Origin of the sequence: Enterobacter sp. MF024 (assembly GCF_005843915.1) — a bacterium.
Taxonomy (GTDB): Bacteria; Pseudomonadota; Gammaproteobacteria; order Enterobacterales; family Enterobacteriaceae; genus Enterobacter; species Enterobacter barmai.
Genome location: NZ_VCBB01000003.1, coordinates 233,921 through 250,455, shown reverse-complemented (window position 1 = coordinate 250,455; position 16,535 = coordinate 233,921). Strand labels below are relative to the sequence as shown.

The 16,535-nt window shown below is 58.1% G+C and carries 13 protein-coding genes; 7 read left to right on the top strand and 6 right to left on the bottom strand.

Going from position 1 to position 16,535, the window contains the following annotated elements; all coding sequences use genetic code 11:
* Positions 1–113: 113 nt before the first annotated feature.
* Together dps and rhtA are read right to left on the bottom strand one after the other, a co-directional pair.
* Positions 114–617 carry a DNA starvation/stationary phase protection protein Dps gene (gene dps / locus FFB58_RS07645; protein WP_039029410.1) on the bottom strand — a complete coding sequence of 168 codons (504 nt, stop codon included), beginning with the start codon at positions 615–617 and terminating at the stop codon, positions 114–116.
* Positions 618–895: 278 nt separating this feature from the next.
* Positions 896–1,783, bottom strand: a complete 888-nt coding sequence (rhtA, locus tag FFB58_RS07640; protein WP_138369532.1) for a threonine/homoserine exporter RhtA — start codon at positions 1,781–1,783, stop codon at positions 896–898.
* 356 nt (positions 1,784–2,139) lie between these two features.
* On the opposite strand from rhtA, the gene ompX reads away from it, so the two are divergent.
* A complete protein-coding gene (gene ompX, locus FFB58_RS07635; RefSeq protein WP_039029412.1) occupies positions 2,140–2,658 on the top strand; it encodes an outer membrane protein OmpX in 519 nt (172 codons plus the stop codon).
* 476 nt (positions 2,659–3,134) lie between these two features.
* Here ompX and FFB58_RS07625 read toward each other — a convergent pair whose 3' ends face one another.
* On the bottom strand, positions 3,135–4,718 hold the full coding sequence (locus FFB58_RS07625) for a phosphoethanolamine transferase (protein WP_138369531.1): 1,584 nt from the start codon (positions 4,716–4,718) through the stop codon (positions 3,135–3,137).
* 278 nt (positions 4,719–4,996) lie between these two features.
* On the bottom strand, positions 4,997–5,122 hold the full coding sequence (gene mntS, locus FFB58_RS07620; RefSeq protein ID WP_039032705.1) for a manganase accumulation protein MntS: 126 nt from the start codon (positions 5,120–5,122) through the stop codon (positions 4,997–4,999).
* 184 nt (positions 5,123–5,306) lie between these two features.
* On the opposite strand from mntS, the gene mntR reads away from it, so the two are divergent.
* The 5 genes from mntR to FFB58_RS07595 all read left to right on the top strand — a co-directional run bounded on the left by mntR (position 5,307) and on the right by FFB58_RS07595 (position 11,169).
* A complete protein-coding gene (gene mntR, locus FFB58_RS07615) occupies positions 5,307–5,780 on the top strand; it encodes a manganese-binding transcriptional regulator MntR (RefSeq protein ID WP_138369530.1) in 474 nt (157 codons plus the stop codon).
* A complete protein-coding gene (locus FFB58_RS07610) occupies positions 5,777–6,886 on the top strand; it encodes an anion transporter (protein WP_039032703.1) in 1,110 nt (369 codons plus the stop codon). Before mntR ends, FFB58_RS07610 begins: the two co-directional genes overlap by 4 nt.
* A gap of 103 nt (positions 6,887–6,989) precedes the next feature.
* Positions 6,990–8,081 carry an HlyD family secretion protein gene (locus tag FFB58_RS07605; protein WP_138369529.1) on the top strand — a complete coding sequence of 364 codons (1,092 nt, stop codon included), beginning with the start codon at positions 6,990–6,992 and terminating at the stop codon, positions 8,079–8,081.
* Positions 8,078–9,649: a DHA2 family efflux MFS transporter permease subunit gene (locus FFB58_RS07600; RefSeq protein ID WP_138369528.1), complete on the top strand. Its 1,572-nt coding sequence runs from the start codon at positions 8,078–8,080 to the stop codon at positions 9,647–9,649. Before FFB58_RS07605 ends, FFB58_RS07600 begins: the two co-directional genes overlap by 4 nt.
* Positions 9,646–11,169: an efflux transporter outer membrane subunit gene (locus FFB58_RS07595; protein ID WP_171029949.1), complete on the top strand. Its 1,524-nt coding sequence runs from the start codon at positions 9,646–9,648 to the stop codon at positions 11,167–11,169. The genes FFB58_RS07600 and FFB58_RS07595 overlap by 4 nt, the downstream gene beginning before the upstream one ends.
* Positions 11,170–11,283: 114 nt before the next feature.
* Here the strand turns inward: FFB58_RS07595 and ldtB are convergent, their stop codons facing one another.
* Positions 11,284–12,204 carry a L,D-transpeptidase gene (ldtB, locus tag FFB58_RS07590; protein WP_039032699.1) on the bottom strand — a complete coding sequence of 307 codons (921 nt, stop codon included), beginning with the start codon at positions 12,202–12,204 and terminating at the stop codon, positions 11,284–11,286.
* 218 nt (positions 12,205–12,422) lie between these two features.
* Between ldtB and FFB58_RS07585 the strand changes: the two genes are divergently transcribed.
* Complete coding sequence (locus FFB58_RS07585) at positions 12,423–14,018, top strand: ABC-F family ATPase (protein WP_039032698.1); 1,596 nt, start codon at positions 12,423–12,425, stop codon at positions 14,016–14,018.
* Positions 14,019–14,157: 139 nt separating this feature from the next.
* On the opposite strand, the gene FFB58_RS07580 is transcribed toward FFB58_RS07585, so the two are convergent.
* Positions 14,158–16,521: a glycoside hydrolase family 31 protein gene (locus FFB58_RS07580; RefSeq protein WP_138369527.1), complete on the bottom strand. Its 2,364-nt coding sequence runs from the start codon at positions 16,519–16,521 to the stop codon at positions 14,158–14,160.
* Positions 16,522–16,535 lie beyond the last annotated feature (14 nt).

The window sequence follows — 16,535 nt, the reverse complement described above, 5'->3', positions numbered from 1 at the left end:
TGAGGTGATTATTACAAACACTTTACTTTTGCGGTGGGGGAGGCGAAATGTCTGCACCATGAAAGTGCAAAACCCCCGCCGAAGGCGAGGGTCTGATAGCAAAATGCTATGGATTACTCGATGTTAGACTCGATGAACCACAGGAACTGATCCAGGTCGCGGGAGGCCGCGGTCAGGATGTCGGCGGTATCTTCGTCTTTAGCGTCGCCAATGGCTTTACGCACGTCGTTCGCGACCACGGCATAACGATCCGCCAGCTCTTTCAGGTGATCCTGAACGCTGTGGATATCCAGCGGGTAGCTTTTCAGTGGGGTTTTGCTGTTAATAACCTGGGTGGTACCCAGCGCCACGCCGCCCAGCTGTACGGCACGCTCAGCCATAGTGTCCAGGTGAGTAGTCAGTGCGGTGCGGAAGCCATCCAGCATCTCATGCACAGCAATAAAGTTGGCACCGCGCATATTCCAGTGGGCCTGTTTAGTAATCAGGGACAGGTCAATAAACTGGATCACCTGGCGATTCAGCAACTCAATCGTCGCTTTCTTCTCGCTGTCTGACACATCGTTACGGGTATACAGCAGATTAGGTGCTTTTGTTTTTACCAGTTTAGCGGTAGGCATAATCTCATTTCCTCTTGATGTTGGCGTCCAAAGTTATTTCGAAATCAAGTATAGCACCGGCTATAGATAGCGCGACCGGGTGCTGCCTATCGGTTTAATAGTGAAAGCGTGGTTGTGATATGTAACTCATTGAAAAATAGAAAATAGTTATATTTATGCGTAAATTAATCTTATTTTTTAACGAGCTGGCGGGGAGTAAGACGATATTTCAGAATAATGACGGCCATTGCGAATAAGAATATTTCGCCGGAAACCGTTTCCCGGCGAAATAACGCCTGCTAGCGGATATCCACCTCTTCGACTTTACTCTCCCGGCGCAGGGTGAGGGTCGAACCCATCGAGGCGGCAATGATGGAGCAGAGCGCCAGCGTCTGGGTAAAGGTCAGGGATTCTCCGAGGAACACCATCCCGGACATCGCCGCCAGGGCAGGCTCCATGCTCATCAGCGTGCCGAAAATGCGCGTTGGCAGACGCGTCAGGGCAATCATCTCCAGCGAGTAAGGGAGGGCGGTGGAGAGCACCGCTACCGCCAGCCCCACCGGCAGGATCGACCACTGCCAGATGGATTCGGTGGCCTGGGCCATGCCCAGCGGAACGAAAATGATGGCGGCAATGAGCGAACCCAGCGCCACGGTGGCCGGGCCATGCTCCTCGCCGGCACGCTGTCCGGTGAGAATATAGATAGCCCAGCAGGCACCGGCCCCCAGCGCCAGCGCCGCGCCGGTGAGATCAACGTGCGAGACGTCCTGGCCCAGCGGCAGCAGGAACCACAGGCCAAGCACCGCCAGCACCACCCAGATAAAGTCCACCGGACGGCGGGAGGAGAACAGGGCCACCGCCAGCGGACCGGTAAACTCCAGCGCCACGGCGATCCCCAGCGGCACCGTCTGAATCGACAGGTAGAAGAGGTAGTTCATCGCCCCCAGCGACAGCCCGTAAAACAGCAGGGGCAGGCGCTGCTCTTTTTTGAAGCGCAACCGCCAGGGTTTAAAAATCACAACCAGGATCAGGGTGCCGAGCGCAATACGCAGCGCCGTCACGCCAGGGGCGCCTACCACCGGGAAGAGCGATTTTGCCAGCGAAGCGCCGCTCTGAATGGAGAGCATGGCGATGAGAATGACGATTACGGGCAACCAGACTGGCGCCCTGCGAGACAACCCAGGCATCCTTTCTCCTGTCAATTTCTGTCAAAGGAAGTAAAGAGAGGGAGTGTAAAGGAAATAACGCCGTACGGTTGAGACTTCGTTGAAAAAAAGTCGTCGTAAATCCGTAAAATGGCGGTCATACGACAGGCTGATTTCTGTAACAGATTAGGAATTGTCTGGATGAATGTATTGTGACTGGCGCGCACTATTAGTGAAATGAAACACAAATGTGGTGTTTTTTGAATAAGATAGCTGCTGGTGGAAATGTTTAGTTACATGAAAACCCGCGTTAGACATCACGAATCACAAAGAGTTTCACAAGTTTTTTTGATATATTTAAAACTTACGGATTTACTTGAAGCACATTTGAGGTGGTTATGAAAAAAATTGCATGTCTTTCAGCACTGGCAGCTGTTCTGGCTGTTTCCGCAGGTTCCGCAGTCGCAGCGACCTCTACCGTAACTGGCGGTTACGCTCAGAGCGATATGCAGGGCGTGATGAATAAAACCAACGGTTTCAACCTGAAATATCGCTACGAGCAAGATAACGACCCACTGGGTGTTATCGGTTCCTTCACCTACACTGAGAAAGATCGTAACGATAACGGTGCTTACAATAAAGCTCAGTACTACGGCATCACTGCAGGTCCAGCTTTACGTCTGAACGACTGGGCAAGCATCTACGGTGTTGTGGGTGTTGGCTACGGTAAATTCCAGCAGACTGAAAACCAGGGCTTCAACCGCTCTGCAACCAACAGCGACTACGGCTTCTCCTATGGCGCAGGTATGCAGTTCAACCCAATGGAAAACGTTGCACTGGATGTCTCCTATGAGCAGAGCCGCATCCGTAACGTTGACGTTGGCACCTGGATTGCGGGCGTAGGTTACCGCTTCTAATCACTTCGGTGAGCCAGTAAAAAAACCCGCTTCGGCGGGTTTTTTGTTTTTATCCCTCTCCCTGTGGGCTGAGGGATCCCCACAAAAAAAGTGGCACGATCTGCTCCCTCTCCATTCAGGGAGAGGGCTGGGGTGAGGGGGAATATGCGACTGTGGTGGTGGTTCCGTTCACTGTATGTTTTGCGCTCCTCTGTCAGCCGCGTCACCTGTGAACGTGCTAAGTGGGCTCGCCGCCGCCCCCTTAGCAATCCCGGCTCCCGGCAAAGAAAATCGCCGCTTCGCGGTTCCCTCAGCTTATTCCTTTCGGCTATCGGGTCGGGCGTGATCCTACATCCCTGTAGGTCACGCCCTCTCGGCGCGTCCCTGCGCCTCGCCCCGGCCTGCGGTCAACGCTTCGGCGATTTTCAGCCGGACCAGGGAGTCGCTGTAAGTCGTTTATTATTCTGTGGTTATGTTATTGCTTTGAGAGCAAAAATTTACCGACTCTTCGTCTCAAACACATCCGTTCCCAGATGGTTGTAATCCACTTTCTGCAGCTTAAAGTTGGTCACATACACCGGCGGTGCCTTGTCGTTCGACAGGAAGCGGTACTTGTTGTCGATCTCTTTGGCGCTGATCCCCGTCCACTGCGAGAAGAAGCTTAAGAAATCATTCGCCGAGCGGCGCGCTTTGATAATGCGATGGGCCTTATCATCACTCGACAGCACCATAAACGGCACCTGGAAGTTCTGCTGGAACGCATCGTCGTGCGCCAGATACTGCACCTCTTTTCCGCGCTCTTTAAACGCCAGCCCGTGATCGGAGAAATAGACCATCGAGAAACTGTCACCGGTATTTTGCAGCTGGGCATAAAGCTTGCTGAGCAGGTCGTCGGTTTGCGTCATGGTATAGAGGTAGCACGAGGTCTCTTTCGACTGCACGAACTCGGCGTATTTCCCCTGGGTGCGATCGCAGGCCTGCGGGTGCGAACCCATCAGATGCAGCACGATCAGCTGCGGCTGGGTACGATGGCTGCTGAAGACCTGTTCGGTCATCTTCAGTAACGCCTCATCCCGGGTGTTTTTATCCGCCTCAAAATCCCCGCTTTTCAGGAAATGCACTTCGTCCGCGCGTTTGGCGATGCTGGCGATGGCGGTATCGTACTCGCCAATCTGCCCCTGGTTGGAGAACCACCAGCTCTGGAAGCCCGCGCGGTTCGCCAGGGTGACAAAGTTATCCTGATACTGCGGCTTATTGTCCACCACCCGGTTAAGGGTCAGCCCGAGCGACTTCTGCGTGGAACCGCTGGCGGCGATGTAGTCGGTAAACAGGGTGCCGTTAACCTTGCTGGCAAACGGGGTGTTATCCCAGTGGCCGCCAAAGGCACCCAGCGCGTCGCGGCGGGCGCTTTCACCGATCACCACCATATAGATGTGATACTTCGGCTTCACCGCCAGCACGTTCCAGGTGTCCTTCATCTGCGACAGCTCGGCCATCCGGGTCTGCTCTTCAACCACTTCCTGGTTGTTCACCACCACATCTTTGACAAAGCGAAACACCGGATAGCCGGTATCTTTCAGCTTGAACACCCCGCCCCAGGCCAGGTTCTGCACCGGGGCGACAAAAAAGGTCACCACGCTGAACACCAGACAGAGGCTGTCGATTTTGCCCCACGCGTTTTTAGGCTGCGGTTTACGCCGCACGGCAATCACGCCCAGCGCAAAGATAAACAGGGCGACGATATAGCTGTACCACGGGAAGATGGTGAGGATCTCCGTCGACTCTTCCATGTTGGTGGAGTGCATCGCCAGCAGGGTATTAAAGTTTGGCGCGCCGTAGGCCTGACCAAAGGGGAAATACATCGCCGCCACCAGGGAGCAGATCCCGACCACGCCTTTTTGCAGGCGAGGGGCGCAGAGCCACAGCAGATGCAGGACACAGGTGAAGGCGACGGCATACAGCAGGCTGAATTCGTAGCCCAGGGCAAAGTTAATCAGCAGCGACTGTAAAAAATAGAATCCCGTCCACGGGCTTAAGGCCCGGCTGCGGGTAATGAGCGTGTCTTTCAGGGTTAAATTCATAGGTCACTATCGTGAAAACGCCATGTGCTCACCCTGGCGCCAAGGGTCAAAACCTGCCTGAGAATGCGTAGAAGGGGGATTGAGGTCCGCATCTGCGAGCCGCAAAAAGTGCAGGGCTGCAAGAAGATAGAGCCAGCGAGGTATAACGTCAACAGATATAAAGGGGATGTTTTGCGAAGGGGGCTGCAATTCCGTAAAAAAATCGGGGAATAAGCTTCCGCCGGAAAGTATAGCGGCGATAAATGACAGAAAAATGAAGCGGCGTACCGCGACGCCGCTTAGTGGGTGGGTTTGTTCTGCTCTGGCTTGCCGTTAATGATGTCGCAAATCATATTCAGCAGCATTAAGCGTACTTTAAAGGGAGAGTGGCTAAACACGCGCATACACCTCTTGAATTCGTTCATGATGACCTCCTGCGGGTTGATCCCTTCGATCCGTGAAGGGTGACTGCATTACATACAGATATAGCACAGGCTATATTATATGGCTATGGCTATATCGTTAATTTTTTGTGCTTAGGGGGCGATGGTTTACAATGTCCGCTTATGCATTGATACGCTTGATGTGTCATCGGATTGAGGAAGCACAATGAACCGCCGTGCAGGTAAACCAACAACAAAAAAAATGACGCAACTGGTCAATGTAGAAGAGCATGTCGAAGGGTTTCGCCAGGTTCGCGAGGCGCATCGTCGCGAACTGATTGATGACTATGTGGAGCTGATCTCAGATCTGATCCGCGAGGTAGGGGAGGCCCGTCAGGTGGATATGGCCGCGCGTCTTGGCGTCTCCCAGCCAACGGTGGCAAAAATGCTCAAGCGCCTGGCAACGGTAGGCCTGATCGAAATGATCCCCTGGCGCGGCGTGTTTCTGACCCCGGAAGGGGAAAAGCTGGCGCAGGCGAGCCGCGAGCGCCACCAGATTGTTGAAAACTTCCTGCTGGTGCTCGGCGTCAGCCCTGAGATTGCCCGCCGGGACGCCGAAGGGATGGAACATCACGTCAGCGAAGAGACGCTGCAGCAGTTCCAGGCCTTTACGCTGAAATACGGATCCTCCCCAGAATGACCCTGCCTGGCCTGCGGGCGCTGGCCCGCGATCGTTTCTTTCATTTACTGCTGATTGTTGGGGCTGGGCTCAGTTTTCTGGTGCCCTTCGCCCCGGAGCGCTGGCCTGCCGCCATCGACTGGCACACCATTATTACTCTCGCCGGGCTGATGATGCTGACCAAAGGGGTCGAGCAGAGCGGCTTTTTTGACGTGCTGGGGCGCAAGATGGTGCGCCGTTTCGCCACCGAGCGGCGGCTGGCGCTCTTTATGGTCTTCTCTGCCGCGCTGCTGTCGACCTTTCTGACCAATGATGTGGCGCTGTTTATCGTGGTGCCGCTCACCCTTACGCTGCGCAAACTGTGCGAGATCCCGGTTAACCGGCTGATCATCTTTGAAGCCCTGGCGGTGAATGCCGGGTCGCTGCTGACCCCGATTGGTAACCCGCAAAACATCCTCCTGTGGGGGCGCTCCGGACTGTCGTTCGCCGCCTTCACCTGGCAGATGGCGCCCCTGGCGCTGGTGATGATGCTGACCCTGGCGCTGCTGTGCTGGTTTGCTTTTCCGGCAACGGCGCTGCGCTATCACAGCGGCAGCGCTTTAGCGCAGTCGAAACCACGGCTGGCGTGGAGCTGTCTGGCGCTCTACCTGGTGTTTCTGGTGGCGCTCGATCTGAAGCAGGAGTTGTGGGGCGTGCTGCTGGTGGCGGGGGGCTTCCTGCTGCTGGCGCGTCGGGTGCTTATTAGCGTCGACTGGACGCTGCTGCTGGTGTTCATGGCGATGTTTATCGACGTGCATTTGCTGATTCAGGTTCCGGCCCTGCACGGCGTGCTGCAGAACGTCACCCATCTGTCGCAGCCGGGGCTGTGGCTGACCGCCATCGGGCTGTCGCAGTTTATCAGCAACGTGCCTTCCACCATTCTGCTGCTTAACTATGTGCCGCCGACGGCGCTGCTGGCCTGGGCGGTAAACGTCGGCGGCTTTGGCCTGCTGCCGGGATCTCTCGCCAACCTCATCGCCCTGCGGATGGCAAACGATCGCCGGATCTGGTGGCGCTTCCATCTCTGGTCCCTGCCGATGCTGGTCTGGGCCGCCCTTGTCGGTTTCGGATTATTCCTTCTCATATAGTGCCATATTTGTCAGTTTTTCCTGGCAAATGTATAGCAACGTCCTAACTTTAGTGAGCGGTATAAATTGTGATACCGCTCACAAACAGGACGGATGCTGTTCTATGGCAGAAGAAAATCACTTCTCTGAAAACACCGATAATAAAGAGACTGAACGTAAACGCCCCGGCAAAAAGCCGCTAATTATTCTGGGTATTGTGGTGATCGTGATGGTCATCGTGGCGCTGGTATGGTGGTTTATGACCCGCAATCAGGAGACCACCGACGACGCCTTCACCGAAGGTGACGCTGTCACAATTGCCCCAAAAACCGCAGGCTATGTCACAGAACTGCGGGTGCGGGATAACCAGCGGGTGAAAAAAGGCGATCTGCTGGTGACCATCGATCCCCGGGACACGGCTGCCCAGCGCGATCAGGCCAAAGCCCAGCTTGGTCTCGCCGAAGCCCAGCTGCATCAGGCTCAGGCGCAGCTCGCCCTCTCGAAGGTGCAATATCCCGCCCAGCGCGATGAAGCCAGCGCCCAGGTGATCAAAGCCCAGGCCGATCTCGCTAATGCCCAGGCGGAATACCGCCGCCAGCGCGGCGTCGATCCCCGCGCCACCACGCAACAGAGCATCGACGCGGCCAACGCCCAGCTGCGCAGCGCCCAGGCTCAGCTTGCCAGCGCCAAAGCCCAGCTAGAGGTGGCCTCCCAGGTGCAGCTGCAAATTCGCCAGCAGGAGACTAACGTCGAAGCCCGGGAACGTCAGGTTGAGCAGGCGCGCGCCCAGCTGGAGACCGCCGAGCTGAACCTCTCCTACACCGAGGTCCGCGCCCCCTTTGACGGTTACGTCACCAAACGCAACGTCCAGACCGGCACCCTGGTGCAGGCGGGCACCGCGCTCTTCTCGCTGGTTTCGACCGATATCTGGGTGGTCGCCAACTTTAAAGAGTCCCAGCTGGAGCGGATGCGCCCTGGCAACAAGGTGACGCTGAGCGTTGACGCCTGGCCGGATCTGGAGCTGGAAGGGCATATCGACTCCATCCAGCAGGGGAGCGGCTCGCGCTTTGCCGCCTTCCCGTCGGAGAACGCCACCGGTAACTTCGTGAAGATCGTCCAGCGCGTGCCGGTGAAAATCGTTATCGATAAAGGGCTGGATCCCAACATGCCGCTGCCGCTTGGCCTGTCGGTTGAACCGAAGGTCACCGTGGAATGACCGACCACAGCCACGAAAACTGGCGGCCCGCCAGCAACCCGTGGGCGGTGGCGATTGTCGTCACCCTCGCGGTGTTTATGGAGATCCTCGACACTACCATCGTCAACGTGGCCTTGCCCCACGTGGCGGGGTCGCTTTCGGCCAGCTACGACGAATCCACCTGGGTGCTCACCAGCTATCTGGTGGCCAACGGCATCGTGCTGCCCATCTCGGCGTTTCTGAGCCGGGTCTTTGGCCGCAAGCAGTTCTTCCTGATCTGCATCGTGATGTTCACCGTCTGCTCCTTCCTGTGCGGGATCGCCACCGAGCTGTGGCAGATCATTCTTTTCCGCATCATGCAGGGCTTCTTCGGCGGTGGGCTCCAGCCTACCCAGCAGTCGGTGCTGCTCGACTACTTTAAGCCGGAAGATCGCGGTAAAGCCTTTGGCCTGTCGTCCATCGCCATCATCGTTGCTCCGGTGCTCGGGCCAACGCTCGGGGGCTGGATCACCGATAACTACTCCTGGCGCTGGGTGTTCTTTATTAACATCCCGGTGGGGATCGTGACGGTGCTGGCCATCTACCAGCTGCTGGAGGATCCGCCCTGGGAGAGCAAATCAAAAGAGAAGATCCCCATCGACTGGACGGGGATCGGGCTTATCGCGCTTGGACTGGGCTGCCTGCAGGTGATGCTCGACCGGGGTGAGGACGAAGACTGGTTTAACTCGAACTTTACCCGCACCTTCGCCGTGCTGACGCTGATCGGCATTATCGGGGCCATCTACTGGCTGCTGTACGCCAAAAAGCCGGTAGTGGATCTGCACTGCATGAAGGATAAAAACTTCGCCGTCTCCAGCCTGCTGATGGCCGGTATGGCGATGATCCTTTACGGCAGTTCGGTGGTGATCCCCCAGCTGGCGCAGCAGGATCTGGGCTATACCGCCACCTGGTCGGGGCTGGTGCTCTCGCCCGGCGCGATCCTCATCGTTCTGACCATTCCGCTGGTGCTGAAGCTGATGCCGATCGTGCAGACGCGCTGGATCATCGCCTTCGGCTTTACCTGCCTGGCGGTGTCATTCTTCTGGTCGCGCACGCTGACGCCGGACATCGACTTCGAGACGCTGGTGCTGTTCCGCAGCGCCCAGTCGATTGGGCTGGGGTTCCTGTTTGTTCCTCTTACCACCATCGCCTTTATCTCGATCCCCCGACAGTTGAACGCCGACGCCGCGGCGCTCTTTACCATGTTCCGCAATGTGGCGGGGTCGGTGGGTATTTCGCTCTCGACGGCGGCCATCACCGAGCGCTCGCAGGCCCACAGCGCCCATCTGGCGACGCACACCTCGGCGTTCGACGAGCCGTTCCAGCAGACGCTGCGCGAGATGGCGCAGGCGGTGCAGAACTTCACCACCCAGGTGGGCGATCCCGCCGGTATCGCCGCCGGGCGTATGTACCAGGTGATGATCGAACAGTCGCGTTTCCTGGCCTACGTGGACGTCTTCACCATTCTGAGCGTCGTGGCCCTCTTATTGATCCCGTTTTGTTTGTTGCTCTCGCCGGTTAAGAGCGAGGGGAGTGCAGGAGCACACTGATGATTCGACGTTTAAGTCCCCTGATGTTAATGCTGATGCTGGCGGGCTGCGCCGTGGGGCCTGATTATCAGCAGCCCGTACCGCAGACCCCGACCCACTGGAACGATCCGGGGGACCGGGGAGTGAAATCGCAAGCCGCATCAAGCGCGACCAACCCTCGCTGGTGGAAAACCTTCGCCGATCCGCAGCTCGACAGCCTGATTGAGCGCGCCATCGCCGGTAACCTGTCACTGCAGCAAACCGTGCTGCGCATCGCCGGCGCGAGGGAGCAGATCAACCAGGCGGGCGGGGCCTTCTTCCCGGCGGTGAACGGCAATCTGCAGGCCACCCGGCAGCAGCTGGGGCTGGAAGGGGAGCTGAAATCCCACGGCGTCTACGACCAACTGGACGACGTCGATCCTGAACTGCGCGGCGCGCTGGGGCCGCTGACCCAGCCGATTAACCTTTATCAGGGCAGCTTTGACGCCCAGTGGGAGCTGGATCTGTGGGGCAAAGTGCGCCGTCAGGTTGAGGCCGCTAACGCCCAGCAGCAGGCGGCCATCGAGCAGCGCAACGACGCCCTGGTGTCGCTGGAGGCGGAAGTCGCCCGCGCCTGGCTCCAGCTGCGCGGGGCCCAGAGCTCTATCGCCACCCTCAACACCCAGATCGAGAGCGCCCGGCAGACGCTGGAGCTGACCGACAGCCGCCAGCGCGGCGGCCTGTCGCCGCAGATGGACGTGGAGAACGCCCGCGCCCAGCTCGGCAACCTAGAGGCGCAGCTTCCGCAATATGAAGCCCAGGCGCGACAGGCGATGAACGGTCTGGCGATCCTGCTCGGCAAACCGCCGGGCGCGCTGGACGGCGAGCTGCAGGCCAGCAAACCGCTGCCCGCGCTGCCGGAGATTGTTCCCACCGGCATTCCTTCCACCCTGGCGCGACGCCGTCCGGACGTGCGGGAAGCCGAAGCCAGGCTTCATGCCGCCACCGCGCAGATCGGCGTCTCGGTGGCGCAGCTGTTCCCCAGCGTCTCGCTCAGCGGCCAGTTTGGCCTGCGTAACAGCGAAGCCAGCTGGCTGACCGACTGGAGCAGCCACTTCTACAGCGTCGGGCCGCAGGTCTCCATCCCCATCTTCCAGGGCGGTCGGCTGGTCTCCAGCGTGAAGGTTGCCCGCGCCCAGCAGGGCGCCGCCGTGCTGGATTACCGCCAGACGGTGCTCACCGCGCTGGGGGATGTGGAAAACGCGCTGGTCAGCTACCGCACCGACCAGAAGCGGGAAGCAGGATTAAGCAAAACCATTGATGCGCTGCAAAACGCCTTCGATCTGGCGAGCAGCAGCTACCGGCAGGGGATCGCCACCTTTATCGACGTGCTGGATGCCCAGCGCCAGCTGGCGCAGGCGCAGCAGCAGCGCGATCAGGCCCGGGTGCAAAGTGCGCTGGATCTGGTGGCGCTGTATAAAGCGCTCGGCGGCGGATGGGAGCCGTATCAGGAGGTGCAGTTGCCGGACTATGCGGTGTTTGGGGATGCGGTGAGGGGATGATTTAGCCCTGTAGACCCGGCAAGCGTAGCGCCGCCGGGCGTTGCCGCACGCAGCATTAACAGGCAATAAAAAAGCGGGCTTCGAAGCCCGCTTTTTTGATTTTACATTCGGCAATCAGTTCAAACGAACCGGCATCCCGGAACGATTCTGAATCGCCTGATCCACAATAGTGGCATCCACATCCGGCTGACCGGTGATGGCCTGCACGTTGCTGGTCAGGGTCACTGGCACCGTCACGTTGTTATTGATCTGGTCTTCGCTGGTAGACAGCGGGTTATGCACTTCGAGGTAACGGCTGCCATCCGGCTCGGTGGTGGCTTTAACCGGCTCGTTAATGAACTGCACGCGAGTCCCTACCGGCACGTTTTCGAACAGGAATTTGATGTCGTCGTTACGCAGACGCACGCAGCCGTGGCTCACGCGCAGACCGATACCGAAGTTGGCGTTGGTACCGTGGATCGCATACAGACGGCCAATGTACAGCGCATACAGACCCATTGGGTTATCCGGGCCAGCAGGAACAACGGCTGGCAGCGGCTCGCCCGCGGCGATGTATTCCGCGTGCATTTTCGCGGTTGGGGTCCAGGTTGGACCTGCTTTCTTACGCTCAACTTTGGTGGTCCAGTTCATCGGGGTATCTTTACCCAGCTGGCCGATACCGATAGGCAGCACGATCACGGTGTTGGTGCCTTTCGGGTAGTAGTACAGACGCATTTCGGCGCTGTTGATAACGATACCTTCATGCACAGTATCCGGCAGGATCAATTGCTGAGGAATGTTCAGCACGGTACCGCCTTTCGGCAGGTAAGGGTCAACACCCGGGTTGGCTTCCATCATGTTGGAGAGGCCGAGCTGATATTCTGCTGCGAAATATTCCAGCGGCTGGGTGTTGCCTTCTTCAATGGTCACAACCTGGTTCTGACCCACCAGACGGCTACCGTCGGTTGGCAGTGGATAGGTGACAGCAGAAGCGGTCTTGCAAAACCCTACTACGGCAAACGCCGCTGCAAAAAGCGAAGTTAATTTCATATTCATGGTGTGCGAGGTATCTGTGCCACTTGGCAGGTTATTAAAAGTCAGAACGGTTCAGGGAGCGCATTATATGTGCATTCCCCCCCGCATGGAATTCGGATGTGTACTAAATCACACTTTTTTCCGTTTCGTTAAAGTTTAGCGGCATGTTGTTACACGGGATCTCATTTCGGAATTGTGGCATAATGCCGGGTTTATCACACTTCTCGCAGGAATCTCCCGTGTTAGTTACCAGCAACGTCACTATGCAGTTTGGCAGTAAGCCGCTGTTCGAAAACATTTCCGTCAAATTTGGCGGCGGCAACCGTTACGGCCTGATTGGTGCCAACGGTAGCGGAAAATCCACCTTCATGAAGATCCTCGGCGGCGATTTAGAGCCGACCCTGGGTAACGTTTCTCTCGATCCGAACGAGCGCATCGGTAAGCTGCGTCAGGATCAGTTCGCCTTCGAAGCGTTCACCGTTCTTGACACGGTGATCATGGGACACGTTGAGCTGTGGGAAGTGAAGCAGGAGCGCGACCGCATCTACTCACTTGCCGAAATGAGCGAAGAAGACGGCTATAAAGTGGCCGATCTCGAAACCCTGTACGGCGAAATGGACGGCTACTCTGCCGAATCCCGCGCCGGTGAACTGCTGCTCGGCGTCGGTATTCCGGTTGAACAGCATTACGGTCTGATGAGCGAAGTCGCGCCAGGCTGGAAGCTGCGTGTTCTGCTGGCGCAGGCGCTGTTCTCTAACCCGGACATCCTGCTGCTCGACGAACCAACGAACAACCTGGACATCGACACCATTCGCTGGCTGGAGCAGACGCTGAACGAGCGTAACAGCACCATGATCATCATCTCGCACGACCGTCACTTCCTGAACATGGTCTGCACCCACATGGCCGATCTGGACTACGGCGAGCTGCGCGTTTATGCGGGCAACTACGACGAGTACATGACCGCCGCGACCCAGGCGCGTGAGCGTCTGCTGGCCGACAACGCCAAGAAAAAGGCGCAGATTGCGGACCTGCAATCCTTCGTCAGCCGCTTTAGCGCCAACGCCTCTAAATCGCGTCAGGCCACCTCGCGTGCCCGTCAGATCGACAAAATCAAGCTGGATGAGGTTAAAGCCTCCAGCCGCCAGAACCCGTTCATCCGCTTCGAGCAGGATAAAAAACTGTTCCGTAACGCGCTGGAAGTGGAAGCCCTCACCAAAGGCTTTGACGATGGCCCGCTGTTTAAAAACTTCAACCTGCTGCTGGAAGTGGGCGAGAAGATTGCGATCATCGGCGCCAACGGCGTGGGTAAATCCACCATGCTGAAAACCCTGGTGGGTGAGCTTCAGCCTGACAACGGCACCGTGAAATGGTCTGAGAATGCGCAGATTGGTTACTACGCGCAAGATCACGCCGAAGATTTCGACAACGACCTGACCGTTTTCGACTGGATGAGCCAGTGGAAATCCGAAGGCGACGACGAGCAGGTGGTACGCAGCTTCCTGGGGCGTCTGCTTTTCAGCCAGGACGACATCAAAAAGCCGGCGAAGGTGCTCTCCGGTGGTGAGAAGGGCCGTATGCTGTTCGGTAAGCTGATGATGCAGAAACCGAACATTCTGGTGATGGACGAACCGACCAACCACCTGGATATGGAATCGATCGAATCGCTGAACATGGCGCTGGAGATGTATCAGGGCACCCTGATCTTCGTCTCTCACGACCGTGAGTTCGTGAGTTCCCTGGCGACCCGCGTGATTGAAATTACGCCAGAGCGCGTGGTGGACTTCAGCGGTAACTACGAAGATTATCTGCGCAGCAAAGGCATCGACAACTAAAGCATAGCCCGGTGGCGCTACGCTTACCGGGCCTACGAATGTGCGGTCTGCCACGCCGGGCGGCGCATGCGCTTGCCCGGCCTACAATTTCGTGCAGATTTTGTAGGCCGGGTAAGGCGTAGCCGCCACCCGGCATTTTTCAGAGCACCCACTCACCCCCTTCAACCCCATTCACCAGCAGCTTACGTTTTTCCCCTGCCGGTAACGACACCTTCAGCGCTTTCCACGCCGGACGATAGTCTCCGCGCGCACCGACGTTCAAATTTATGGTTGCCCCGTCGCAGACCATCTCCCACTCCACCCACAGCGCGTTGCCGCTCTGGTAGCCCCAGCTTTCGCCGTCGTCTTCAAACAGCAGGCCGGATGTCGTGCCCACGCCTTTCAGCGGGAACAGTTTCAGTTCGCGGGTATCGTCTTTCTCAGCGCTCACATGGGTAATGCGCTCGCTGAGCGGCAGACCGGCACCGGCGCGAACCAGCAGCGGCAGTTTTTCCAGCGGCGCGTCGCGGACGATCCACTGCCCGCCGGAGAACCACTCCTGGGTGTAAAAATCGTACCAGCCGGTTTCGTTATCCGGCAGCCAGACCCGGCGCTCGCGCTGCCCGGCTTCGACGACGCTTGCCACCAGCAGGTCGCGGCCCAGCAGGAAATCGTCGCACTCCTCAAAGGTCTGCGCATCGTGCTCGTGATCGAGGAAGGTCGGGCGCAGCATGGGTTCGTCATCGGCATGCGCCTGCCACAGCAGGGTGTAAAGATAGGGCAGCAGGCGATAGCGCAGCTCAATGGCACCGCGAATGGCCGGCGTGACGCCCGGATACATCCACGGCTCGTTCACGGTGGCATCATCATTCCACGAGTGAATGGTAAAGCGCGGATGCATCACGCCGTTTTGCACCCAGCGGACAAACAGCTCCGCGTCCGGCTTATCGCCGGAGAACCCGCCCACGTCATGACCGACGTTAAACAGCCCCGATAAGCTCATCCCCACACCCATGCGGGTGTTGTAGCGCAGGGTGTCCCAGTTGGTGCGGTTATCGCCGCTCCAGGTCTGGACGTAACGCTGCATCCCGGCGCAGCCGGAGCGGGAGATCAGGTACGGGCGTTTTTCCGGCGCGAAGCGCTGCTGGGCCTCCATCGAGGCGCGCATCATCAGCAGCGGCATCACCGGGCGAATATGCTTGATGGCGATCTCCTTGCCGAAGCCAAAGCAGCGCGCTTCCCCGTCCCACACCTCGAACTCATTGTTGTCGTTCCAGGTGGAGTCGATGCCCATCTCCAGCAGCTGGGTGGTCACCCCTTGCTGCCACCACTGCACGGTCTGCGGGTTGGTAAAGTCGAGGTGCGACCCTTCGTCATCCCAGAAGCTTGAACGTTCTGGCGCATCGGTTTCTGAATCGCGGATGAACAGACCCCTTTCCGCCACTTCGTTATAGCGCGGATGGTCCTGCAGCAGGCACGGCTTGATGTTCGCTGCAAGCTTCAGCCCGGCATCGTGGAACGCCTGGCTCATCATCTTCGGCTGCGGCACCTTGTCGTAGTTCCAGTTGAAGACGTAGCGCTTGCCGTTGATGGAGGTATAGCCGGAAGAGAGCTGGAACGAGTCGCAGGGAATGGCGTGCTCTTCGCACAGGCGGATAAAGTTCATCAGCTGGTTTTGCGCGTCCGGGGCGTCGGTGTAGTGCATGGTTGACCCGCTGTAGCCGAGGCTCCATTTCGGTCCGAACAGCGTTTTCCCGGTGAGGCGCACGAAGGCTTTGGTGACGTCCAGCACCCGTTTGCCGGTAAAGATGTAGTAATCGATATCGCCCGCTTCCGCCTGCCAGCGGCGATAGGCGGTGTGGTAGTTGTCGATCTCGTTGCCCAGATCCAGCCAGCAGCTGCTCAGGTTGTCGTAGAACAGGCCATAGCTCACGTCGTCCCGGCGGGTGATGGTGAACGGGATGTGCTTATACAGCGGGTCGGTGCTGACCGCGTTATAGCCCATCGCGTCCAGGTTACGCATCTCATAGCGCTTGCCGTTGCGCTGCAGATCGCCCGCTTTTTCACCCAGGCCGTAAAAACGTTCATCCTTGCGGCGGCTCAGGTAGTGCGCCGCGCCGTCGCCGTGGGCGTTCAGCAGATAGGCGCTGGTCGGACGGTCATTTACCAGCGGCTGCCACTCCCCGGCCTCGTTGCGATAGTGCCACTCCAGCCACAGCGGCTGGTGGACGGTGACGCGCAGCTGTTCGGTGGCAACGGTCAGCACATTGTCCTGCTGCGTCAGCGTCCAGGCAGGGCAGGTGAACCCGCTCAGATCGTCGCGGCGGCGGCCTTCCCAGGGCACGTCCTGCTCCGGAGCGATGCTCCAGGTGCGGTCCAGCGCCAGTTCGCCTTTGCGTTTAATCAGTACCCGGAACAGGTTCTGTTCCAGCACATACAGGCACAGGCGGTGCTGCTCATCGACCAGCAGTTCCAGATGGTTCGCAGACTGTTTCTCGACGGTCCAGTTTTTCAGGGTTTTCATATGCAATACATCCA

Coding starts and splice junctions, on each gene's coding strand:
- dps (WP_039029410.1), bottom strand. CDS start 617: ATGCCTACCGCTAAACTGGTAAAAACAAAAGCACCTAATCTGCTGTAT.
- rhtA (WP_138369532.1), bottom strand. CDS start 1,783: ATGCCTGGGTTGTCTCGCAGGGCGCCAGTCTGGTTGCCCGTAATCGTC.
- ompX (WP_039029412.1), top strand. CDS start 2,140: ATGAAAAAAATTGCATGTCTTTCAGCACTGGCAGCTGTTCTGGCTGTT.
- FFB58_RS07625 (WP_138369531.1), bottom strand. CDS start 4,718: ATGAATTTAACCCTGAAAGACACGCTCATTACCCGCAGCCGGGCCTTA.
- mntS (WP_039032705.1), bottom strand. CDS start 5,122: ATGAACGAATTCAAGAGGTGTATGCGCGTGTTTAGCCACTCTCCCTTT.
- mntR (WP_138369530.1), top strand. CDS start 5,307: ATGAACCGCCGTGCAGGTAAACCAACAACAAAAAAAATGACGCAACTG.
- FFB58_RS07610 (WP_039032703.1), top strand. CDS start 5,777: ATGACCCTGCCTGGCCTGCGGGCGCTGGCCCGCGATCGTTTCTTTCAT.
- FFB58_RS07605 (WP_138369529.1), top strand. CDS start 6,990: ATGGCAGAAGAAAATCACTTCTCTGAAAACACCGATAATAAAGAGACT.
- FFB58_RS07600 (WP_138369528.1), top strand. CDS start 8,078: ATGACCGACCACAGCCACGAAAACTGGCGGCCCGCCAGCAACCCGTGG.
- ldtB (WP_039032699.1), bottom strand. CDS start 12,204: ATGAATATGAAATTAACTTCGCTTTTTGCAGCGGCGTTTGCCGTAGTA.
- FFB58_RS07580 (WP_138369527.1), bottom strand. CDS start 16,521: ATGAAAACCCTGAAAAACTGGACCGTCGAGAAACAGTCTGCGAACCAT.